Annotated in this window: 20 protein-coding genes and 1 riboswitch; of the genes, 13 read left to right on the top strand and 7 right to left on the bottom strand. The window is 62.7% G+C overall.

The genetic code is table 11. The features are described from left to right. Positions 1–25: 25 nt before the first annotated feature. From M1D97_RS13690 to M1D97_RS13680, 3 genes are all read right to left on the bottom strand, one after another. Positions 26–1,018, bottom strand: coding sequence for an LLM class flavin-dependent oxidoreductase (locus M1D97_RS13690; protein ID WP_456268281.1), 993 nt, complete (start codon positions 1,016–1,018; stop codon positions 26–28). Positions 1,019–1,190: 172 nt separating this feature from the next. Beyond that, positions 1,191–1,520 (bottom strand): hypothetical protein, encoded by a 330-nt coding sequence (locus M1D97_RS13685; RefSeq protein WP_456268280.1) that lies wholly within the window; start codon positions 1,518–1,520, stop codon positions 1,191–1,193. A gap of 262 nt (positions 1,521–1,782) precedes the next feature. Next, positions 1,783–2,043 (bottom strand): type B 50S ribosomal protein L31, encoded by a 261-nt coding sequence (locus M1D97_RS13680; RefSeq protein ID WP_456268279.1) that lies wholly within the window; start codon positions 2,041–2,043, stop codon positions 1,783–1,785. A 243-nt stretch (positions 2,044–2,286) separates the two neighbouring features. Here M1D97_RS13680 and M1D97_RS13675 point away from each other — a divergent pair, with 243 nt between their 5' ends. Then, a complete protein-coding gene (locus M1D97_RS13675) occupies positions 2,287–4,665 on the top strand; it encodes a mechanosensitive ion channel family protein (protein WP_456268278.1) in 2,379 nt (792 codons plus the stop codon). Between the two features lie 17 nt (positions 4,666–4,682). Here the strand turns inward: M1D97_RS13675 and M1D97_RS13670 are convergent, their stop codons facing one another. After that, positions 4,683–4,829 (bottom strand): hypothetical protein, encoded by a 147-nt coding sequence (locus M1D97_RS13670; RefSeq protein ID WP_456268277.1) that lies wholly within the window; start codon positions 4,827–4,829, stop codon positions 4,683–4,685. A gap of 45 nt (positions 4,830–4,874) precedes the next feature. Here M1D97_RS13670 and M1D97_RS13665 point away from each other — a divergent pair, with 45 nt between their 5' ends. The 6 genes from M1D97_RS13665 to M1D97_RS13640 all read left to right on the top strand — a co-directional run bounded on the left by M1D97_RS13665 (position 4,875) and on the right by M1D97_RS13640 (position 11,542). Then, positions 4,875–5,063, top strand: a complete 189-nt coding sequence (locus M1D97_RS13665) for a TOBE domain-containing protein (RefSeq protein WP_456268276.1) — start codon at positions 4,875–4,877, stop codon at positions 5,061–5,063. Positions 5,064–5,111: 48 nt separating this feature from the next. Next, positions 5,112–6,581 (top strand): mannitol dehydrogenase family protein, encoded by a 1,470-nt coding sequence (locus M1D97_RS13660; RefSeq protein WP_456268275.1) that lies wholly within the window; start codon positions 5,112–5,114, stop codon positions 6,579–6,581. Positions 6,582–6,619: 38 nt separating this feature from the next. After that, positions 6,620–8,122 (top strand): xylulokinase, encoded by a 1,503-nt coding sequence (gene xylB / locus M1D97_RS13655; RefSeq protein WP_456268274.1) that lies wholly within the window; start codon positions 6,620–6,622, stop codon positions 8,120–8,122. Positions 8,123–8,221: 99 nt separating this feature from the next. After that, a complete protein-coding gene (gene tal / locus M1D97_RS13650) occupies positions 8,222–9,181 on the top strand; it encodes a transaldolase (RefSeq protein WP_456268273.1) in 960 nt (319 codons plus the stop codon). A 96-nt stretch (positions 9,182–9,277) separates the two neighbouring features. Then, positions 9,278–9,946: a nucleoside/nucleotide kinase family protein gene (locus M1D97_RS13645; protein WP_456268272.1), complete on the top strand. Its 669-nt coding sequence runs from the start codon at positions 9,278–9,280 to the stop codon at positions 9,944–9,946. 174 nt (positions 9,947–10,120) lie between these two features. Beyond that, a complete protein-coding gene (locus tag M1D97_RS13640) occupies positions 10,121–11,542 on the top strand; it encodes a sugar porter family MFS transporter (RefSeq protein WP_456268271.1) in 1,422 nt (473 codons plus the stop codon). Positions 11,543–11,603: 61 nt separating this feature from the next. Here the strand turns inward: M1D97_RS13640 and M1D97_RS13635 are convergent, their stop codons facing one another. The 3 genes from M1D97_RS13635 to M1D97_RS13625 form a co-directional block, all read right to left on the bottom strand. Continuing rightward, entirely contained in the window at positions 11,604–13,295 is a 1,692-nt protein-coding gene (locus M1D97_RS13635; RefSeq protein WP_456268270.1) for an NAD-dependent malic enzyme, read from the bottom strand. Positions 13,296–13,455: 160 nt separating this feature from the next. Beyond that, complete coding sequence (locus M1D97_RS13630) at positions 13,456–14,811, bottom strand: YdgA family protein (protein ID WP_456268269.1); 1,356 nt, start codon at positions 14,809–14,811, stop codon at positions 13,456–13,458. Between the two features lie 53 nt (positions 14,812–14,864). After that, entirely contained in the window at positions 14,865–15,716 is an 852-nt protein-coding gene (locus M1D97_RS13625; protein WP_456268268.1) for a CvfB family protein, read from the bottom strand. A gap of 114 nt (positions 15,717–15,830) precedes the next feature. Then, a riboswitch (Fluoride riboswitch) is annotated at positions 15,831–15,918 on the top strand. An 86-nt stretch (positions 15,919–16,004) separates the two neighbouring features. On the opposite strand from M1D97_RS13625, the gene crcB reads away from it, so the two are divergent. The 6 genes from crcB (at position 16,005) to M1D97_RS13595 (ending at position 22,246) form a co-directional block, all read left to right on the top strand. Then, complete coding sequence (gene crcB / locus M1D97_RS13620) at positions 16,005–16,394, top strand: fluoride efflux transporter CrcB (protein ID WP_456268267.1); 390 nt, start codon at positions 16,005–16,007, stop codon at positions 16,392–16,394. Positions 16,395–16,548: 154 nt separating this feature from the next. After that, positions 16,549–17,583, top strand: a complete 1,035-nt coding sequence (gene pstS / locus M1D97_RS13615; protein WP_456268266.1) for a phosphate ABC transporter substrate-binding protein PstS — start codon at positions 16,549–16,551, stop codon at positions 17,581–17,583. A 92-nt stretch (positions 17,584–17,675) separates the two neighbouring features. After that, positions 17,676–18,635 carry a phosphate ABC transporter permease subunit PstC gene (gene pstC, locus M1D97_RS13610; RefSeq protein ID WP_456268265.1) on the top strand — a complete coding sequence of 320 codons (960 nt, stop codon included), beginning with the start codon at positions 17,676–17,678 and terminating at the stop codon, positions 18,633–18,635. 10 nt (positions 18,636–18,645) lie between these two features. After that, complete coding sequence (pstA, locus tag M1D97_RS13605; protein ID WP_456268264.1) at positions 18,646–19,488, top strand: phosphate ABC transporter permease PstA; 843 nt, start codon at positions 18,646–18,648, stop codon at positions 19,486–19,488. Positions 19,489–19,515: 27 nt separating this feature from the next. Next, positions 19,516–20,343, top strand: a complete 828-nt coding sequence (gene pstB / locus M1D97_RS13600) for a phosphate ABC transporter ATP-binding protein PstB (RefSeq protein WP_456270230.1) — start codon at positions 19,516–19,518, stop codon at positions 20,341–20,343. 232 nt (positions 20,344–20,575) lie between these two features. Then, positions 20,576–22,246, top strand: coding sequence for a BCCT family transporter (locus M1D97_RS13595; RefSeq protein WP_456268263.1), 1,671 nt, complete (start codon positions 20,576–20,578; stop codon positions 22,244–22,246). Positions 22,247–22,452 lie beyond the last annotated feature (206 nt).

Genomic DNA, 22,452 nt, shown 5'->3' with positions numbered 1-22,452 from the left:
GCGGCGCTCGGGGCGCCTGACGGCGTCACGAGCGAATGTCAGCGATGATCTCGTAGCTGCGCAGCCGGTCGGCATGCTCATAAAAGTCCGAGTTGATCATCACCTCGTCAACGCCGGTACGCTCGATAAAGGCCTCGAGCTCGCGGCGCACGGTGTCCGGGCCGCCCACAATGGAGGCGCCCAGGTTGTTGGCGATGGCGGCCTGCTCGTGCGGGCTCCAGTCCATCTCGCGCACCGGCGGCGCCAGCTGAATGCGTTGCCCCCGGATCAGCGACAGAAACTTCTGCTGCTGGGTGGTGGCCTGATACTGCGCCTCTTCGTCGCTGTCGGCGGCGACGACCGGGATGCCCGCCATGGCGTAGGGCGCATCGAGCACGCTCGAGGGCTGGAAGTTGGTGCGGTACAGCCGCAGCGCTTCCATCATGTAGCCCGGCGCGAACTGGCCGGCGAAGGCAAACGGCAGTCCCAGCTGCGCGGCAAGCTGCGCGCTGTAGCCGCTGGAGCCCAGCAGCCAGAGCGGCACGTGCGTGCCCTGGCCCGGCCAGGCGCTGACGCGCTGCCCGGGCTTTTCATCGTCCAGATAGCGCGACAGCTCCGCCACCTGCTGAGGAAAATCGTGAACCCCGCTTTGCGGGTTGCGGCCCAGCGCGGCAATGGTGGCACCGTCGGTGCCGGGCGCGCGACCCAGCCCCAGATCAATGCGGTCGGGATAGAGCGTGGCCAGCGTGCCGAACTGCTCGGCCACCACCAGCGGCGGGTGGTTGGGCAGCATGACGCCGCCGGAGCCGACCCTGATGCTCGACGTGGCGCCGGCCACGTGACCGATCAGCACCGAGGTGGCGGCACTGGCGATGCCGGCCGCGTTGTGGTGTTCGGCCAGCCAGAAACGGTGATACCCGAGCGATTCAGCGTGGCGTGCCAGCGTGACCGTATTATCAAACGTCTCACTGATGGCACCGCCCTGACGCACGGGCGCCAGATCCAGAACGGACAGGCGGGTATTGGCAAGTAGGGACATGGTGGCCTCTAAAAACGGCGAAAGGGGTGTGCTGCCAATATGTCGTTAGCAGGCTCATTATATAGGATGTCGGGGCGTGTCGCCGGTAATTCAAGGGGGCTGCCGGCATGACGGTCGAGCATTAAAAAAGCCGGCAGCGCCGGCTTTATTCAGTCCCCGGGTAGAAGGGAAATCAGTGGTGCTGAGCGTGGGCGTCGCGGCGAATCTCGTACTCGCCCTCCAGCGTGGCATGGCCGTTGGGGGTGGCGGTCTGTCCCTGCCAGGTGTGGCCCTGCTGACCGGCCTGCTTTTTCATGCGATGGCGCACCAGCGGCATCATGGCCCAGCCCAGCAGGATAAAGAACAGGGCCAATACGCTGCCCAGCATCAGGAGGATGCCAAAGATCATCCAGGCGCCCAGCATTTTCAGGGCGCCGGGCTGACGGGAGGGCTGTGCGGCCCGGGCGCGTGCCTTCATCTGTTCGGCCATGCGCCAGGCGGCGTTGTAACCTTGATCTGCCATGTAAACACTCCTCACGGGTAGTGGCTGAATCAAAATGGCTGACAATAAGACAATAGCGCGCGTGGCGGGTTCATGCCCGAGAGCGTGATTCAGTCTGATTTATGTCACAAGGGGGCTATCGGAAGCGGGAAACGCCATGCGCGGCGCAGAGGGAGCAGCCCTGACGCCCGAAAGAGAGACTTTCGGGCATACAGGAGCGCTGCGGTGTTCGGGATATCGGACCGAACAGGGCCGTACGACGAGGGCGGCGTGCGCCCGGAGTTTACTGCCCGCCGCGCGTACCGAAGTTGCCGAAGCGACGACGGAACTGCGCTGCACGACCTTCGGAGCTGGCCTGACGCTGCTGGCCGGTATAGAAGGGGTGCGAGGCAGAAGAGATATCCAGACGTACCAGCGGATAGGTCTCGCCTTCAAACTCGATGGTTTCGCCGGTATTAACGGTCGAGCGAATCTTGAAGTGTGTATCGGCGTTGGTGTCGTGGAAGATCACCGTGCGGTACTGGGGGTGGATGCCTGATTTCATGGCGCGCTCCGCAAAAATGTTGGTCAGCCAGATTTAATGGCCGGGTATGATGAGCCAGTGTCAATATTTTTTCAACCGTTTTCCGGCCGGGTCCGGCCAGAGGCGCCGGGTCGATCGCGACGTTTTCAGGGGCCTGCACCGGCCGGTCATGGCGGGAGGCGACCGTGACCGGCACGCGTGACTTGTGAGCCGGGCCCGACCAGGTCACGCTGCCCCCGATTGAAGTGACAGGAATATCAGGCAATGCAGGCGATAACAGGGCTCCGGCCGCCGACAGCGATGCACCGGGCGGTCGCGGTCATCTTGATGCTGATGTTGATGGTGCTGGTGGGCGTCCCCCGGGCCCATGGTTCGGCCGCCGAGCTGGCCGGGCTGGGGTCGGGCGGCGGTGACAACGGCAACAGTGAGCAGGCCTCCCCCGAGCAGATTCGCGACTCGCTCGATCAACTGATCTCGACGCTTGAAAACAGCGAGCAGCGAGAGTCGCTGTTGCAGGGGCTGCGGGATTTAAGACAGGCCAGTCAGGCTCGCATCGACAGCGACGAGGCGCAGGGGCCGCCGGGGGCGACCGGACGCGGCCTGCTGGGGGCGCTGGCGACCACCTTCGAGGAGGTGACCGGCCAGGAGGGCGAAGGGCGCAGCCTGGCCCAGAGCTGGCAGCGAAGCGCCGATAGCGCGCTGGATGACCTTGCCGAGCGATTCGGCGAGCGCGGCAGTCGCTGGATACTGATACGGGACTTTCTGATCACGCTGGCGGTGCAGCTGGCGGCAGGCCTGCTGCTTTATGCACTGATTCGTGCCGTGGGCAAACATTACGGCGTGGAACAGCGGTTGCCCGAGCAGCCCACCGCCGTGGTGCTGATGCGCTATTGCCTGCGCCGGCTGTTGCCCATGGGAGTCGCCTTTGCCGGTACCCTGGCGGTGACCTTCCGGATGGGCCCCACGCCCGGCATGACCCTGGCGACCACGCTCGGCTGGGCGGCGCTGTGCGGCATGGTGTTCGCCTCGGCCTGTGAAGTGGTCTTTTCACTGTTCTCCTGGGGGCATCGACGCACGGCGCTGCGTCTGCTGCGCCAGCAGGCGGCCTGGCCGCTTTTCTACATTGGCAGCGTGGCGGCGCTGGGGGATGCCCTCAATGCCAATCTGCTCACCGAAGCGCTCGGCAGTGACCTGGCGAACTTCAGCGCCGAGGTGGTCAACATCGCGGCCGTCGTGCTGACCGGCTTTTTCGTGGTGCGCTTTCGGCGCCCGATCCGCCATCTGATTCGCAACCGACCGCTGAGCCAGCGTCGCGAGGGCGGGGCCATCAGTGATCTGATTCAGGTACTGGGCCGGGTCTGGCACATCCCGGCGCTTTTGATCGTGGCCGCCTCGCTGCTGGCGATCCTGACCTACAGCGGCGATGTGCGCTCGGTCTTTGCCCGGGCGATCCTGACCGCCGCACTCATGATCGTGACGCTGATCGTGACCGGTCTTTTGCGCCGCAGCAGCCAGCAGGTGCGCCAGCGACCGCGGCGTTCGCTCTATACCCGGCGCCTGACCCGGTTCGGCTATGTGCTGGCGCATCTGGCCTGCTGGGTCGTCTTTGCCGAGTGTGCCGCCCAGGTCTGGGGCTTTTCGATATTGAATATTGGCCGTACCGGCGGGGTGGGCGAGCGTATTGCCCAGCCGCTGTTCAGTATCGGGCTGACGGTGTTGATCTGCTGGCTGATCTGGATTCTTGCCGATACGGCGATCCACCGGGCCATGACGTCCACCTCGCGCTCCCAGCGTGGCCGGGCGCGCCGGGCGCGGGCCGAAACCATCACGCCGCTGATGCGCAATGTGGTGTTTGTCACCATCGTGGTGATCGGCTCGATCGCGGCGCTGGCCAATCTGGGCGTCAATGTGACGCCGCTGCTGGCCGGTGCCGGTGTCATCGGTCTGGCGGTAGGCTTCGGAGCCCAGACGCTGGTACAGGACCTGATTACCGGCATCTTCATTCTGGTAGAGGACACCCTGGCCATCGACGACTTCGTCGATGTCGGCGGCAACATGGGGACGGTCGAAAAGCTCAGCCTGCGCACCATCCGCCTGCGTGATCTGGACGGTATCGTTCATTCGGTACCCTTCAGCCAGATCAAGGCGGTGCAGAACTATTCGCGCGAGTTCGGCTACGCCATGTTCCGGGTACGCGTGCCCCAGCGCATGAGCATCGACCGGGCCATCGAGATGATCGAGGAGACCGCCGGCGGCATGCGCAACGACCCGCTGTTTCGCTTCAAGATCTGGTCGGCGCTGGAGATGCAGGGCGTGGAGAGCTTTACCGAAGGCTCGGCCATCGTGCGGGCCAGCTTTCGTACCGCGCCGGTCATGCAGTGGGAGGTCACCCGCGAGTTCAATCTGCGCCTCAAGCGGCGCATGGACGAGGAGGGCTTCGATCTGGCGGTGCCGCGCACCAGCATTCATCTGGAAAACATCGATGGCCTGCTGGCGCACCTGCAGGGAAAGGGAGCCGGTGCAGATCAGCCGCCCGAGAAGCCTGACGTGATGGCGGCCCCGCCCGAATCACGTGATGAAGAAGACACTGAGGCGCCATCGGACGCCGCTTCGTCGGACAACGATGCACCGTCGCGGCCCTGAACGGGGCGCAGGCGTGCTCAGCCGGTCTCGTCGGGCAGGTGAAGATGGCCCCGCACCACCTGGCGCGTCCCTCGTCGGCTGCCGGAGTGCAGGGCGTCCTCGATCAGGTCCATGGCCCGGGTGGCCATGGTGACCAGATCATGACGGATTGAGGGAATTTTCATGCCTAACAGCCCCGAGGCGGCACATGCCTTCGTCGACCGGTCACCATGGCGCAGGTGCGCGTGGGCGAGACGCTGGTGACGGCGCAGCTGGCGGCGCATCCCGGGATACAAATCGGTGACACGCTGACGCTGGCCTTCGACCCGGATCATGTCCATCTTTTTGATATCGAAAGCGACGAGGCGCTGGGGGTGGCAGAGGCCCCGGCTGCACCCTCGGCGCAGGCCACCGCGTAATGACGGCAACGGGCCGTGTGAACGGTCGACAACCCAGGGAGTGACGGCATGACAGCGCTGAAGGCAGACCATCTTGATCAGCTGGGCGAGGCGGTGGCACGGCCTCGCTACAATCGTGACGATGTCAGCGTGGGCATCTTTCACTTCGGCGTTGGCGGCTTTCACCGCGCCCATCAGGCCATGTATCTCGACGAACTGATGAACGAGGGCAGGGCGCTGGAGTTCGGTATCTGCGGTGTGGGCGTCATGCCCGGGGATCGGCGCATGCAGGAGGTGCTCAGAGCGCAGGACGGCCTCTACACCCTGGTGCTCAAGCATCCCGATGGCCAGTGGGAACCGCGGGTGATCGGCTCGATCGTGGACTATCTCTATGCCCCGGACGATCCCGAGACGGTCATCGAGCGCCTGGCGGCCGAGACGACCCGCATCGTCTCGTTGACCGTCACCGAAGGCGGCTATAAATTCCATCACGTCACCGGCGAGTTCAATTTTGACAACCCCGATGTGCGTCACGATCTGGACGCCGACGCGACGCCGAAAACCTTTTTCGGGCTGATTACCGAGGCGCTGGCGCGCCGGCGCGAGAAGGGCATCGAGCCCTTTACGATCATGTCGTGTGACAACATTCAGGCCAACGGTGACGTGGCGAAGGCATCCTTCGTGGCCTTTGCCCGGCGCCGCGACCCGGCGCTGGGCGACTGGGTCGAGCAACAGGTGCACTTTCCCAACTCGATGGTGGATCGCATCACGCCGGTGACCACCGATGAGGATCGTGCCGAGATCAAGCGGCGCTTTGATATAGAGGACGGCTGGCCCGTGGTGTGTGAGCCCTTCACCCAGTGGGTGCTGGAGGATCACTTCAACCAGGGCCGCCCGGCTTACGACGAGGTCGGCGTGCAGGTAGTCGATGACGTCATGCCCTATGAGCTGATGAAGCTGCGCCTTTTGAACGCCAGCCACCAGGCGCTGACCTATTTCGGCTATCTCGACGGCTACCGCTACGCCCACGAGGTCTGCCAGGACGAGCTCTACGCCGACTTTCTGCTCAACTATATGGTCGAGGAAGGTACGCCCACGCTGGCGCCTGTCCCCGGGGTGGACCTTGATGACTACCGCCGCACGCTGATCGAGCGCTTCGCCAATCCCGAGATTCGCGACACCCTGGCGCGGCTGTGCGCCGAGAGCTCCGATCGCATTCCGAAGTGGCTGTTGCCTGTGATCCGCGAGCAGCTCGAGCGTGACGGCGAGATCAAGCGCTCGGCCGCGGTGGTGGCCAGCTGGGCCCGCTACGCTGAAGGCGTGGACGAGCAGAATGAACCGATCGAGATCATCGACCGCATAAGAGATGAGCTTCACGAGATTGCCCAGCGCAACCGCGACAATCCGCTGGCCTTTATCGACAACCGGGAAGTGTTCGGCGATCTGGTCGATAACGAGCGCTTTGTCGAGGCCTATACCGAGGCGCTGTCCCGTCTGCATCAGCAGGGGGCGCGGGCCACGGTGGAATCGGTACGCTGAGCCGTCGCCAGAACAGCATTTTCGAACAGGAAGAGCCCATGTATATCGGCGTGGACTGTGGGACACAGAGCACCAAGGTGGTGGTGCTGGATGCGCAAAACGGCGTCATCATCGGGGAGGGGCAGCAGGCGCATGAGCTGATCAGCCGTGAAAGCGGCCGCCGCGAGCAAAATCCCGAGTGGTGGGTGCAGGCGTTTGAAGCCGCCTTCCATCAGGCCATCGAGGCGGCCGGCATCGATGCCGGCGCCGTTCGCGGCATCGGCATCTCCGGGCAGCAGCACGGCATGGTGGCCCTGGACGATCAGGGCGTGCCGGTCTATCCGGGCAAGCTCTGGAACGATACCGAATCCTCGAAGGAAAACGCGGAATACATCGAGGCGCTGGGGGGCGAGAAGGGCTGTCTGGACACGCTGGGCGTGGTGCCCCAGACCGGCTACACCGCCTCCAAGGTGATGTGGCTGCGCCGCCACCATCGCGATGCCTATGACCGCATCGCCCGGATTCTGCTGCCGCACGACTATCTCAATTTCTACCTGACCGGCGAGTACACCGCCGAATATGGCGATGCCTCGGGCACCGGCTGGTTCGATACCCGCAAGCGCTGCTGGCATGTGGAGGCGTTCTCGAAAGTGGCGCCCGAGCTGGACCCGCAGCGCGTGCTGCCGCGACTGATCGAGCCGCATCAGCCGGCCGGTACCGTGCGGCGCGAGATTGCCAATCGGCTGGGGCTGGGCAGTAGCGTGATCGTCTCTTCCGGCGGCGGCGACAACATGATGGGGGCGATCGGCACCGGCAATATCCAGACCGGCGCCGTCACCATGAGTCTGGGCACCTCGGGCACCATCTATGCCAGCGCCGGCCAGCCGGCGATTACCGACAACGGGCTGGTGGCCAATTTCTGCGCCAGTCACGGCGGCTGGCTGCCCCTGATCTGCACCATGAACGTCACCTCCGCCACCAGTCAGCTCGGCCGTGTGCTGGGACACGATGTGAAGGCCTTCAACGAGGCCGTGGCGCGCGCGCCCATCGGTGCCGAGGGTGTCCGGGTGCTGCCGTTTTTCAACGGCGAGCGCGTGCCCATGCTGCCGGAGGCCACCGGCAGCTTTATGGGGCTGTCGGCGCACAACTTCTCGGCGGACAATCTCTGCCGGGCGGTCATGGAGGGCGCCAGCTTCGGACTTCGTTACGGACTGGATCTGCTGGAAGCCTTCGATATTCGCCCCGAGCAGCTGCGTCTGGTGGGCGGCGGTGCCAACAGCGGCGTCTGGCGACAGATGATTGCCGACATCATGAACGTGGAGCTGGTCTGCCCGGTGGTTCGCGAGGCGGCCGCGCTGGGCGGGGCATTGCAGGCGCAGTGGTGCGATGAATACATGCAGGGGCGCAAGACGTCACTGAGTGATATCTGCCGCCATGCGGTTGATATTGACCGATCTACCCTCACATCTCCTGACAGGGATAACGTATCGCGCTATGCAGATGTCTACGCAGACTATGTCGAAATGCTTAAAGACCGCTATCCTGAATCTCTGACACGGTAGAATTTCGTTGCAGACGGTCGTGAGCCGTCCCTGCATGAATATCGCGGTCAGTCGATGCCAACGCTTCGGCTGGCCCCAATCGATTCGATGGAGTGATACATGGCAACTCAACTTGAGTCCCTCAAGGCGATTTCCAAGGTCGTCGCCGATACCGGTGATCTGGAAGCGATCAAGAAATACCAGCCCCATGACTCCACCACCAATCCGTCGCTGCTGCTCAAGGCCTTCGATCTGGAAGGCTATCAGGAGCTGATCGACAAGACACTGGCCGAGGTCAAGAAGGAGACTGAAGGCCAGAGCCGCGAAGAACGTCTCGAGCACGCCGTGGATCGCCTGTCGGTGGTCGTGGGCACCGAGATCACCAAACTGGTGCCGGGCCTGGTGTCCACCGAAGTGGCGGCCAAGCTGTCGTTTGATCGCGATGCGAGCATCGAGAAGGCGCGCAAGCTGGTCGATCTCTATAAAAAGGCCGGCGTCGATCGCGACCGCATTCTGATCAAGCTCGCCTCCACCTGGGAGGGCATTCGTGCCGCCGAGCAGCTTCAGGGCGAAGGCATCAACTGCAACCTGACGCTTTTGTTCAGCGACGCCCAGGCGCGCGCCTGCTTCGAAGCCGGCGTTTTCCTGATCTCGCCCTTCGTGGGCCGTGTCACCGACTGGTACAAGCAGCGTGACGGCGTGGAAAGCTACAGCCCCGATGAAGACCCGGGCGTGAAGTTCGTGCGCGGCGTATGCGACTACGCCAGCAACTATGGCTACGACACCGTGGTCATGGGCGCCAGCTTCCGCAACACCGATCAGGTACTGGCACTGGCCGGCTGCAACCGCCTGACCATCTCCCCGGCGCTGCTGGAAGAGCTGGCCAACGCTGAAGGCGAGGTCGAGCGCAAGGTGACCGACACCGGTGCCGGCGACAAGAAGGTCGAGAAAATGACCGAGGCCGAGTTCCGCTGGCAGCATAACCAGGATCCCATGGCCAACGACAAGCTGGCCGAAGGCATCAACAAGTTTGCCGAGGATCAGGAAAAGCTGGAAGGCATGATCGAAAAGCGCCTGTAACCACAGCGTTTTGAGTCAAAAGGCCGGCCCCTGACAGGGCCGGCCTTTTCATGTCCTACCCCTTTGAAAGCGCTGACAAATTTCCGGGACGGGATGATGACGTCTGAAAACGATGTGGCGGACATTTTGATCGATGACGCGGTCGTCGCGGCGGCCCGGGCGCTGATCCGTGACCGGCCCCGGGCGCTGCTGGGGCTGGTGGGGGCGCCGGGGGCCGGCAAGTCGAGCGTCAGTGAGGCGCTGCTGAAGCATCTCGGTGACGATATGCAGGTGGTGCCGATGGATGGCTATCACCTCTCCAACCGCGAGCTGGCCCGTCTGGGGCGCGCCGAGCGCAAGGGCGCGTCGGATACCTTTGATGGCGCCGGTTATGTCTCGCTGCTGACGCGGCTGCGTGCGCCACAGGCGGGCGAGACGGTCTATGCGCCCGGCTTCTACCGCGAAATCGAGGAGCCCATTGCCGCCAGTATTGCCGTGTCGCCCGAAACCCCGCTGGTGGTGACCGAGGGCAACTATCTGCTGCTGGAAGAAACGCCCTGGGATCGGGTCAAGGCAATGCTGGATGAGGTCTGGTATGTCGAGGTCGACACCGGGCTGCGCGAGGAGTGGCTGGTCGAGCGTCACATGCGCTTTGGCCGCAGCGCGTCTGACGCCCGGGCCTGGGTGGCGAGCACCGACCGCCCCAATGCCGAGCGGATCGAGGGGACCCGGGCGCGCGCCGATCGTGTCATCGGCTGGGATGGCGGACGCATCCGGTTTTTATAAACCCTTGATGGGGTTTAACACGATGTCACCATTCAGGGGCATTTCCGTGACGTCGCCGGGGCGGCATCAGCGTGACTTCAGGTTATAATCATGACCAGCAGGCTCCGGCGTTGATCGCCGGGGCATTTTTTTGAGTGTCACGCTGACACGATTCAGCCGGCTTCAGGAGTGTTCATGAATCATCACGCGGAGAGTGCGCGCAAGGGGCCTCAGGGCAAGACCCTGGTCGCCCTGGTATCTGTCATTGCCGCGCTGGGCGGGCTTTTGTTCGGCTACGATACCGGCATTATCGGGGTGGCCCTGCTGGGGCTGGCGCGCGATTTTGCGCTCGACGATACGCTCAAGCAGATCGTGACCGGTGCCATCATCCTCGGGGCGCTGGTGGGCTGTCTGGGGACCGGCCCCATCTCCGATCGCATCGGGCGGCGCTGGTCGATCGCCCTGGTCGGACTGGTGTTCACGCTCGGATCGGTCCTGTCGGCGGCGGCGCCCAGTGTGGGCGTGCTGATTCTGGCGCGCTTCATTCTCGGGCTGTCCGCCGGCAGCGCCACGCAGATCATTCCGGTCTATATCGCCGAGGTCACCCCGCCGGCCCATCGCGGCAAGCTGGTAGTGATGTTCCAGTTCATGGTGGTCTTCGGCATTCTGGTGGCCTATCTCACCGGCTATGGCCTCGGGCACCAGTGGCGCTGGATGTTCGGCCTCGGCATCATCCCCTCCGTCGTTTTGATGATCGGCATGCTGCTGCTGCCGGAGAGCCCGCGCTGGCTGCTGGGCAAGAATCGCGAGGAGGAAGCGCTGGGCATTCTGGAGCGCGTACGCGGCGACCGACAGGGCGCGCAGCAGGAGCTTGACGAGATCAAGGAGATTGCCGCGCAGCCGGAAGGCAGCTGGCGGGACCTGTTCAGCTCATGGGTGCGGCCGGCCCTGATTGCGGGCTTTGGTATCGCCATGTTTTCCCAGATTACCGGCAACAACGCCCTGATCTACTACGCGCCCACCATCCTCAGTGACGCCGGCTTCGGCGACAGCGCCTCGGTGCTGGCCGCCGTGGGCGGGGCGGTGCTGATCAATCTGGCCACCGTGCTGGGCATCTTTCTGGTCGATCGCATCGGTCGCAAGCGCTTTCTACTCTGGATGGTGCCGGGCTCGGCCGTGGCGCTGATCATCATGGGGGCGCTGTTCATCGGCGGCTCGCCGGACAACGCCGCGGCACAGTGGACGCTGGTGGCGTGTCTGGCCATCTACATGGCGCTCAACTCGAGCTTTGGCGTCTGCCTGTGGCTGATCAATGCCGAGGTCTATCCGCTCTTCGTGCGCGGCAAGGGTGCCAGCGTCGGCGCTTTCAGCCACTGGATCTTCAATCTGCTGATGACGCTGACCACGCTGTCGCTGATCACGGCGCTGGGCACCTCGGGCACCTTCTGGCTCTATGCGTTGATCACCATTGCCGCTCTGGTATTCATCGTGCGCTACGTGCCGGAGACGAAAGGGCGCTCGCTGGAGGAGATCGAGGCGGATCTGCGCAATGGCACCTTCTTCCCGGCCAGACGCAAAAAGGCCGCCAGTACCAAAGGGCAGGCTGCGCGAACCTGACCGTTGTCGCGTCATTAAAAAGGGCGCCTTCGGGCGCCCTTTTTGTTGTCGGTTGGTCGGTTTAGTAGGAGGCGCGGCGATACTGACGGTAGCGCGGCCGCCAGAAGTTGGCCTCGATCGCCTTCTGGATGGTCTCGTCACTGGTTTCCAGCGCCACGCCATCCTCCTGGGCGCGTCGGGCCACGGCGGTGGCGATTTTCCTGCTCACGTCCTGAATATCGGACAGCGGCGGCAGGACGGCGCCCTTGCCTTCAAGCGCGACCGGCGAGCAGTCGGCCAGCGCTCGCGAGGCGGCCATCAGCATGCCGTCGGTGATGCGTGAGGCTTTCGCGGTGATCGCCCCCAGCCCCACGCCCGGGAAGATGTAGGAGTTGTTGCACTGGGCAATGGGGATTTTGCGATCATTGATGGTCACCGGCTTGAAGGGGCTGCCGGTGGAGACCAGCGCCTCGCCGTTGGTCCACTCCAGAATATCGCGCGGCGTGGCCTCGATGCGCGAGGTCGGATTGGACAGGGGCATGACCAGCGGCTCGCGGCAGTGCTCGTGCATGGTCTTGATGACCTCTTCGGTGAAGAGGCCGCGCTGACCCGACACGCCGATCAGGATGGTCGGCCTGGCATTGCGTACCACATCGATCAGCGCCAGGTCCCCACTGCTGGTGTCCCAGCCGTCGATGTCGGCGCGTTTTTGCACCAGCCGGCGCTGGAAGTTGACCAGGTTGCTCATGTCATCGGTCAGAAGGCCGTAACGATCGATCATGAAGATGCGCTTGCGGGCTTCCTCTTCGCTGAGGCCTTCTTCCTGCATGGCCAGTACAATGTGCTCGGCGATGCCGCAGCCCGCCGAGCCGGCGCCCACAAAGGCCACGCGCTGCTCGGAGAGCTTCTCGTTTTTGGCCTTGCAGGCCGAAAACAGCGTGCCCAGTGCGACCGAAGCCGTGCCCTGGATGTCATCGTTGAAGCAGCAGACTTCGTCGCGATAGCGCTCCAGCAGCGGCATGGCGTTGGCCTGGGCGAAATCCTCGAACTGAATGATGGCGTTGGGCCAGCGCCGCTTGATGCCCTGAATGCACTGGTCGACGAACTCGTAGTAGGCCTCGCCGGTGATGCGCTCGTGGCGCCAGCCCATGTACATCGGATCGTCCAGCAGGTCCTGATTGTTGGTGCCGACATCCAGCACGACCGGCATGGTGTAGGCCGGGCTGATGCCGCCGCAGGCGGTATAGAGCGAGAGCTTGCCGATCGGAATGCCCATCCCGCCGATGCCCTGATCCCCCAGCCCCAGGATGCGCTCGCTGTCGGTGATCACCACGACCTTGACGTTGTCCTTGGTGGCACTGTGCAGGATATCGGTGATGTAGTCGCGGTGGTCATAGGAGATGAAGATGCCGCGGTGAGAGCGATAGATCTGGGAAAATGACTGGCACGCCTCGCCGACGGTAGGCGTGTAGATGATCGGCAGCATCTCCTCGAGATGGTCTTCCAGCAGGCGGAAGAACAGCGTTTCGTTGCTGTCCTGAATCGAGCGCAGATAGATGTGACGATCCAGGTCGCTGGGCTGCTGGTCGTACTGCTGATAGGCGCGCTCGGCCTGCTCCTCGATGGTTTCGATGTTCTGGGGCAGAAGGCCCAGCAGGTTGAACTGAATGCGCTCTTCCAGCGAAAAGGCGCTGTCCTTGTTGAGCAGCGGCGTTTCCAGCAGGGTGGGCCCCGAGTGCACGATATAGAGTGGGCGAGAAGGGTTCTGGGACATCGTCATGACTCGCTGTAGACAGACGTTGATGGGGATGCCCCGGGCGCTGGCCTCGAGACACCGGTGATCACTCCGGCCGCCGGTAGTGCTCTTTCTATACTCGACTCCCGGAGTGCGACACAAGACGACCATGGCCTGACGCTGGCGTCAGGCCGATGGCTCAGCTGCCCGTGGACATCAACAGCAGCGGCAGCATCATGTAAAGCTCGGGGTGGGGCTCGCCGTTGACCCGAAGGTCCCGGCTGTTCATCTCGACATCCAGACGGTAGCGGTCGCCATCGCGGACCAGCAGCCCTTCTTGCTCGAGCCCATCGAGCAGCGGGGCCGCCCGGGTGTCGGTATCCGACAGCTGGATCAGGCGCGTGAGCAGCGTGCGATCCGAGGCCATGTCGAGTGTCAGGCTGGCGCGCTGCAGGGCCGATGTCAGCGGGGAGCGTTCGCCACCGTCGCCGTCCGTGAGGCTGACCTCCAGCTTGCCTTCCAGCGACCCCTGCGGCGTATCCAGCCCCGCGACCGTCACTTCGGCCGAGGGTGTGCCGCCAAGGACTTCCATCAGGTATCGGGTCAGCATCTGCTGTGCCCGGGCCTCGATCCGGTCCTCGTCCAGCGAGTCATCCAGATTCGACAGGCCGATCAGAAGGTGGCGTGTGGCGTCACGAGGCAGGTGCCTGAGCGCCAGGGTCTGGGTGGCGCTATTGATGATCAGCGGTTCGGCCAGCGACGGGTCCTTCAGCAGCATGTTGCTGATCTGCCAGGAGCCTGCCATCGACAGGCCGTCATCGCCGTTGTCCCGCAGCTGGCCCTGGCCGTCCAGCCCCAGCTTCAGGGTCATGCCTTCGGTATCGTCCTGATAGTGCAGCTTGCCCAGCGTGGTCCGGAAACGACCGTCCCAGAAGTTGTCCATATCGGGCCAGTCGGGGCCGCCGGCACCGCTGTTTTCAAGTCTGAGCGACTTGAGCACCAGGCGGGCGTCCTCGCTCAGAAAATGCAGGGAAGGGATCGAGATATTCGACTCGGTGCGGCCATCATCCAGATGGTAATGGCCTTCCATGCCGCCCCAGGCCAGCTGCGCGCCGGGCAGCTCCGGGACGTCGGTGGCCTCGAACGACGGCGAGCGCCAGTCGATGTTGACGTCGTTGCCAAAGCCCACGGTGGTGGTGGCCTCAAGCGGGACCTGATCGCCGAAATAGTGGGCCACGGCGCTGCGGTGCTCGCCGGAATCGGGGGTGCTGTCGATGTGTGCCCAGCCAAATCCCCAGGGGCCGTGGGTAATGTGGTGGTGGATATCGATCGGCCAGGGGCCGTCTTCGGTGTCGATGATGGTGCGGGTGACGGCCTCGGACGTGCGCCAGCCCCGGTCGTAGCGGGTGACTTCCATGGGAACGCTGGCGGAGAGCTGCTCGACGCCCTGACGAAATTCCTGCTCGATCCGCTGGCCGGTGTACCAGGGCGCGGCAATGCCCGCTGCCACGACAATGACGGCCGCGATGCCGATAATGCCCGTTGTCTTGCGCATGACGATTCCTGAACATCCAGAGGGGTTGCTGAAACACGCTGCGGCCGGGCCGGTCAGGACGACTGCACCAGCCGTATGCCATCGGTGTCGATGGTGATCAGTCCCTGTTTGTAGAGACCGCCAATTGTTTTCTTGAAGTTGCCCTTGCTCACCCCGAAGGTGCGCTGAATCAGGACCGGGTCGCTTTTGTCGCTGATGGGCAGCATGCCGCCGGCCTCCTGCAGTTGTTCAAGAATCTGTTCGGCCAGCGGTTCTGCCAGCACTTCGCGGCGGGGCTGCAGGCTCAGATCGATCCTGCCATCATCGCGTAGCCGGCGAATATAGCCTCGGGTACGGGTGCCCATGCGCAGCGGGCGAATCGCTTCGCTTTTGTGCAAAAGCCCCCGGTGGCGATGATTGATGATGGCATTGAAGCCCAGGTCGGTGGGCCCGGTAATGAGCAGCTCGACCGCCTCGTCCCGCGCGTAGTCGGCCGGTACCTGATCCAGGTAGCGATCCAGTCGCATCGAGGCGGTGATGCGTCGGGTGCGATCGTCCAGATAGGCCACTACCACGCAGCGATCGCCCTGGCGCAGCGGCCGGTTGGTGCGCTCCTCGAAATGCGGCAGCAGCAGGTCCTTGGGCAGTCCCCAGTCCAGAAAGATGCCGACCGGGGTGCGCTCGACCACTTCCAGGGCGGCAAATTCACCGACCTGAATCTTCGGGCGCTCGGTGGTGGCGATCGGGCGGTCTTCGCTGTCGAGATACAAAAAGACCCGCAGCGAGTCGCCCGGCTCGGTAGATGCCCCTCGCGGTATCTGGCGCGTCGGCAGGAGAACATCGCCCAGTGTGCCACCATCGAGAAACAGCCCGATGGAAGACGTCCTGAGGACCTCAAGCGTATTGAAACGGCCCATTGCCGGCATGGTCACGCCCCGTAAACAGAATAAAGGGACATGTTAACGCAAACGCGGCGATGGCGGGCAGGGGCAGGGCGTTCGTGGCGTGCTACTTGTCATCACCCCGGGGCAGTGCAATCCTTTGGCGGAGGAGATGGCATGCCTCCCGAAGCCGGTGCTTCAAACCATCGCGTTCTACCACATCGTGATTGATGATGCCTGCATCACGCACCCGGGTGCGGGCGCAGGCGTGCCATGACGATGCCCCGTCCTGTCACCGCGTTCGCTCCCTGTTCCATCGTCAAGGAGTGTCCCATGTGGTTTTCCATTCTTGCCATCGGTCTTGGCGCGGCCCTGGGGGCCAACCTGCGCTGGGGCCTGTCACTGGTGCTCAATGCGCTCTTTCCACCTCTGCCGCCCGGCACGCTGGTGGCCAACCTGCTGGGCGCCTGGCTGATCGGTATCGCCTTTGCGCTGTTCAATCTGCTGCCGGAGCTGAGTCCGCACTGGAAGCTGTTTGTCGTGACCGGCTTTCTGGGCGCGCTGACGACCTTTTCGACCTTCTCGCTGGAAATCCTGGGGCAACTGCAGGCCGGGCGTTACCTGAATGCCCTGGCCGGCATCAGTGCCCATCTGATCGGGTCGCTGGTCATGACGGCGCTGGGCATGGCCTGCGTCACCCTTGTGCGGCAGTGGCTTCGCTAGAGATCGTGTCGTTTATATGACAGTGCTGCAATAAAACTGACATATATGCTTGCTAACCTGGCGTGGTACTGAGCAGTCGCCCCTGTATTCCGGGCGGTATGATGATCAACAGGACGCCCGGTGCGTCCTGTCGCAAGGGAACGGAGCAATTCAGATGATCAAGCAAGTCGCTGCAGCCTTCATCGCTACCTCGCTGGCGGCCACCGCTTCGGCCGCTACCATTACCGGCGCCGGAGCGACCTTTCCCTATCCGGTCTATTCACAGTGGGCCGATGGCTATCAGGACGAGACCGGCAATGGCCTCAACTATCAGGCCATCGGTTCCGGTGGTGGTATCCAGCAGATCACGGCCAACACGGTCACCTTTGGTGCCAGTGATGCGCCGATGACGCCGGAAGAGCTCGAGGAGAACAATCTGGTTCAGTGGCCGCAGATCATGGGCGGTGTGGTACCGGTTGTGCATATCGAAGGTGTCGATGATGGTGCGCTGCGCCTGGACGGACAGACGCTGGCCGACATCTACCAGGGCAATATCACCAGCTGGAACGATGATGCCATTGCCGAACTCAATCCCGATATGGATCTGCCGGACACCCAGATCACGCCGGTCTATCGCGCTGAAGGCTCCGGGACCAACTTCCTGTTCACGCACTATCTGTCTCAGGTCAGTGATGAGTTCAAAAACGAGATCGGTGAAGGCAAGTCGGTCGCCTGGCCTGCCGGTGTCGGTGCCAAGGCCAATGCCGGTGTGGCAAGCCAGGTCGACGGCATCAATGGTGCGATCGGTTACGTCGAGTCGGCCTACGCCGAGCAGAACGATCTGAACGTGGCACAGCTGGAAAACCAGGCCGGTAATTTCGTGACCGCCGGCAGCGACTCCTTCCAGGCCGCGGCGGCCAATGCCGACTGGGAAAATGCCGACGGCATGTACCTGGTGCTGACCAACCAGCCGGGTGATGACAGCTGGCCGATCGTGGGCGCCTCCTTCATCCTCATGCACACCGAGGTCGATGATGCCCAGGCCGCTCGTGACGCGCTCGCCTTCTTCGACTGGTCGTTTGAAAACGGCGACGACATGGCCTCCGAGCTGGACTATATCCCGATGCCGGAGAACGTCGTCAGCATGATCAAGCAGGACGTCTGGTCGCAGATCAAGGACAGCAGCGGCAACGCCGTCTGGCAGCAGTAATTCCTGCCGCGCCAGTGTAACGGGCCGGAGCCATGTGCTCCGGCCTCTGTCCACCTGACAACCCCACAAACGTTTATGCACAGGTATGACTCATGACGACCGGCAGCAGCGTTACCCCACGAACTGCAGAGGGCGAACGGATGCAGAATCTGTCGGCAAGTGCTCAGGAACGCACCGCGCTCAGGCGTAATGGTCTGGTGGACCGGATCTTTGAGCTGGGCACCCGAACATCGGCACTGCTGGTGCTGGTGCTGCTGGGCACCATCACCGGCTCGCTGGTGCTGGCTGGCTGGCCGGCGCTGCAGGAGCTTGGGCTGTCCTTCTTTACGGGGGATCGCTGGGCGGCCAATGTTGAAAACTTCGGTGCGCTGCCGGCCATTTACGGCACCCTGGTCACTTCCCTGATTGCCATCGCCATTGCGATTCCGGTCTCGCTGGGTATTGCCATCTTTCTGACCGAGCTCTGCCCCCCGAAGCTGCGACGCACCATCGGGACCATGGTCGAGCTGCTGGCAGGCGTGCCTTCCATTATTTACGGCATGTGGGGCATGGAGGTACTGGCGCCGTTTCTGCAGTCCCACTTTCCGTCAGTGTTTCCGGCGGGTACCGGCCTGACCACCGCCGGTCTGATTCTGGCCATCATGATTATCCCCTTCATCACCGCCGTGACCCGCGATGTCATGAATACCGTGCCGCCGATCATGCGCGAATCCGCCTACGGGCTGGGCTGTACCACCTGGGAGGTGATACGCCACGTCATTTTTCCGTCCGTGAAGGCCGGCATGCTGGGCGGTGTGATTCTCGGCCTCGGGCGAGCGCTCGGGGAGACCATGGCGGTTACCTTCGTGATCGGCAACAACCTGTTCCTCAATGCGACGCTGACCGGGCAGGGCACCTCGATCGCCGCCCTGATCGCCAACCAGTTCTCCGAGGCCGATGGCCTGCAGCGCTCGGCGTTGCTGCTGCTGGGGCTGGTCCTGTTTCTGATTACCTTTGCCGTGCTGGCACTGGCCCGTTTCATGCTTGCTCGCATGGAAAAACGGGCCGCATGAGGAGCGCATCATGAATCCTGTCTATCGTCGTCGGCGCACGATCAATCGCATCATCATGACCGCCTCGCTGCTGGCCTCGGCCTTCGGGGTCATCTGGCTGTTTCTGATTCTTGTCACGCTGGTAAGCAAGGGCGTACCGGCCCTGTCACTGGATGTCTTTACCGAACGGACCCGCATGTCCGGTGGCGGGCTGGGCAATGCCATCCTGGGCTCGCTGATCATGACGGCGCTGGCGACCCTCGGTGGCACCATCATCGGCATCGCGGCCGGCACCTGGCTTGCCGAATACGGCGGCCGTTCGCGCCTGGCCAACACCATCCGCTTTATCAATGATGTGCTGCTGTCGGCGCCCTCCATCATCATCGGGTTGTATATCTACGCCGTCGTGGTGCTGCCGATGGGGCACTTCTCGGGCTGGGCCGGTGTGGCGGCGCTGATGGTCATCATCATTCCGGTCGTGATTCGCTCGACCGAGGACATGCTGCTGCTGGTCCCCAATTCGCTGCGTGAAGCGGCGGCGGCGCTGGGCGCCCATCGCTGGTTGATCGTGCTCAGGGTCTGCTACAGCGGCGCGAAGGCGGGCATTACGACCGGCGTACTGCTGGGGTGTGCGCGTATCAGCGGCGAGACGGCGCCGCTGCTCTTTACGGCACTCAATACCAACCAGTGGAACTTTTTCAACATGGGCAGCGAAATGCCCAACCTGCCGATGGTGCTTTACCAGAACATGACCATCAATTCGTTTATCCCCGCTCAGGTGTCGCTGGCGTGGGCCGGAGCACTGATACTGACGGCAGCGGTGCTGATTCTCAATATTCTGGCGCGCGTGACGTCCGCGCGGTCACAGAAGTAGGCACCAGAGGGCTTTCATTTCATGAATATGCGATCAGAGAATTTCACCATGGCGCCCAGGCAGACACCCAGAACCGCATCCGGCAGTCCCCATGCCGAGGCCAAGGCCAAGCTATCGGTCCAGAATCTGGATTTTTACTACGGCGGCTTTCAGGCCATCAAGAATGTCTCGATGGACATCCCGGCCAATCAGGTGACCGCCTATATCGGCCCTTCCGGCTGCGGCAAGTCAACGCTTCTGCGCTGCTTCAACCGCATGCATGATCTCTATCCGGGGCTGAAAACCGAAGGCAGTATCCTGCTGGATGGCCAGGACACGCACGCCTCGGGCGTGGATATCAATCTGCTGCGCGCCCGCATCGGCATGGTGTTTCAAAAGCCGACGCCGTTTCCGATGTCGGTGTATGACAACATCGCCTTCGGCGTGAAGCTCTATGAGCGTCTGTCGCGTCGCGACATGGACGAGCGGGTGGAGTGGGCGCTGAAAAAGGCCGCCCTGTGGGGTGAGGTCAAGGACAAGCTCAAGACCAACGGACAGTCGCTTTCCGGCGGCCAGCAGCAGCGTCTTTGCATCGCGCGCACCATTGCGGTCAAGCCCGAAGTGATCCTGCTCGATGAGCCCACCTCGGCGCTGGATCCGATCTCCACCGGTTACATCGAGGATCTGATCCACGAGCTCAAGGCCGACTATACGATCGTGATCGTGACGCACAACATGCAGCAGGCGGCGCGCGTGTCGGATATCACGGCGTTCATGTATCTGGGCGAGCTGATCGAATGCGGGCAGACCGATCAGATCTTTACCGACCCCGAGAAGAAACAGACCGAGGACTACATAACAGGACGTTATGGATAAAGGGGGATATTGCTGCCAGGATGTAATTTGTCCTGCAGCGCAGAGGATAAAAGGGGACACCGACGTGTCCCCTTTTTTGCGCGTATTCAAAAAACGCGCTGCAGGCCGCCGGGTGATCGATTCGATGGTGGTGTCGTGACGCGGATGATCATGCACGCTTATCTGCATGAATCGCGATGTTTTGAACTAGTCTTCAGAAATACTCCAACAACGACAGGGGATCGACGCACTCATGGTCATAGCTCCCAGACAGCGTGTCTTTGTCGCTTCCACGATCATTATCGTGGTGCTTGTGGCAATCGGTGCCATCTTTCCTGAAGGCTTCAGTGAGGGCGCCAGTGCCGCACTGGACGGCGTTACTCATCTCTTTGGATGGTTCTATCTGTTTTCGGTCTTCGGTTTTGTCATCTTTTTGCTGGTGCTGGCCTTCAGCAAGTACGGCAAGATTCGTCTCGGCCCTCAGGAAAGCAAGCCGTCCTACGACTTCTTTTCCTGGGTCAGCATGCTGCTGGCCGCCGGTTTCGGGGTGGGACTGGTGTTTTACGGCATGGCCGAGCCGATGATGCACTTCACGACGCCGCCCTTTGATGACATGGAGGGCGGCACGCCCGATGCTGCGCGCTACGCTATCCAGTACGCGTTTTTCAACTGGGGCGTGCATCAGTGGGCCGCGTTTTCAGTGGTAGGGCTGATCATTGCCTATACCCAGTTTCGCAAGGGCAATACCGGGCTGGTCTCGACGGTCATGTCGCCGCTGACGGCGAAACTCGGCAAGGGGCGCGTGTTTGCCGGCGGGCTGCTCAATACCTTTGCGGTCGTGGCGACCGTCATGGGCGTGGCCACCTCCATCGGTCTGGCCGTGCTGCAGATCAACGGCGGGCTGCATGCCGTCTTCGGCGTGGCCGAAGGCTTCATGTGGCAGGCGATTATCCTGTCGGCGATGTTCGTGTGCTACATGATGTCCACGGTCTCCGGGCTCGACAAGGGCATCAAGCGGCTCTCGAATCTGAACATGATCCTGTGTCTGGGGCTGATGCTCTACGTCCTGTTCACCGGGCCGACGGTGGCCATTCTGGAGACCATCACGGTCGGCATGGGGGACTATCTGCAGAATTTTCTGGGCATGAGCCTGCGCATCAACCCCTTCACCGACAATGACTGGATCAGCAGCTGGACCGTGTTCTATTGGGCCTGGGTCATCGCCTGGTCGCCCTTTGTGGGAACCTTCGTGGCGCGCGTGTCGCGCGGGCGTACCATCAAGGAGTACGTCTTCGGGGTGCTGATCGTGCCGCCGCTGCTGGCCTGTCTGTGGATCGGCGTTTTTGGCGGGGCTGCCCTGCACATGGATCTCTATCAGGATGCGGGACTGGCGCAGGCCACCAGTGACAACATCACCTCGGCCCTGTTCGTGATGTTCGAGCAGATGCCGTTCACCTTCCCGCTGTCGATCGTGGCCATGATCCTGATCTTTATCTTTCTGGTCACCTCGGCCGACTCGGCGGCCTACATCGTGGGGCAGATGACCGACAAGGGCTCGCTCAATCCGCCGCTCTACAAGCGTGTGACCTGGGGAGTGCTGATTGCCGCAATCTGTCTGATCCTGATCACGGCCGGCGGCGAGAGCGGTCTGAGCGGACTGCAGTCGGCCGCGGTGGTGTCGGCGCTGCCGTTTACGCTGATCATCTACGGCATGGTCTATGTGCTGCTCAAGGAGCTGCGGGCCGATCGCAAGCAGATGCTGCTCAATCTCTATCGCCAGCACGGCGAGACCCCGGTCGGGGCGGACGCCTTCGAGGCCGATGAGATGTCCGATACCAACGCCGACCGGCTGCGTCGTGTGCCGGGCGTCAAGAATCGTCGGATCAATCGTGATCGGGGCACCGGGCAAATCGAGCCGGAATAAATGAAAAGGGGCTGCGGTAATAGTGTCAGGCCGACCTGTTGGGTCGGCCTGATTACATATGACTATTTCAATGATCCGCAATCATGATTAGTTTATTGACAGGTCATGCCTTAATCTTGATGACGGTTCGAGCCGCCAGACTCGAATCTGCTTTACCCTGCATCGTTGATGCATTGCAACACCCCCTTCTCTCCCGCATGTCCTCC

It is taken from the genome of Kushneria sp. AK178 (assembly GCF_053903105.1).
Note: the sequence above shows the minus strand (reverse complement) of the source record. Positions and strands in the feature narration are given on the sequence as shown.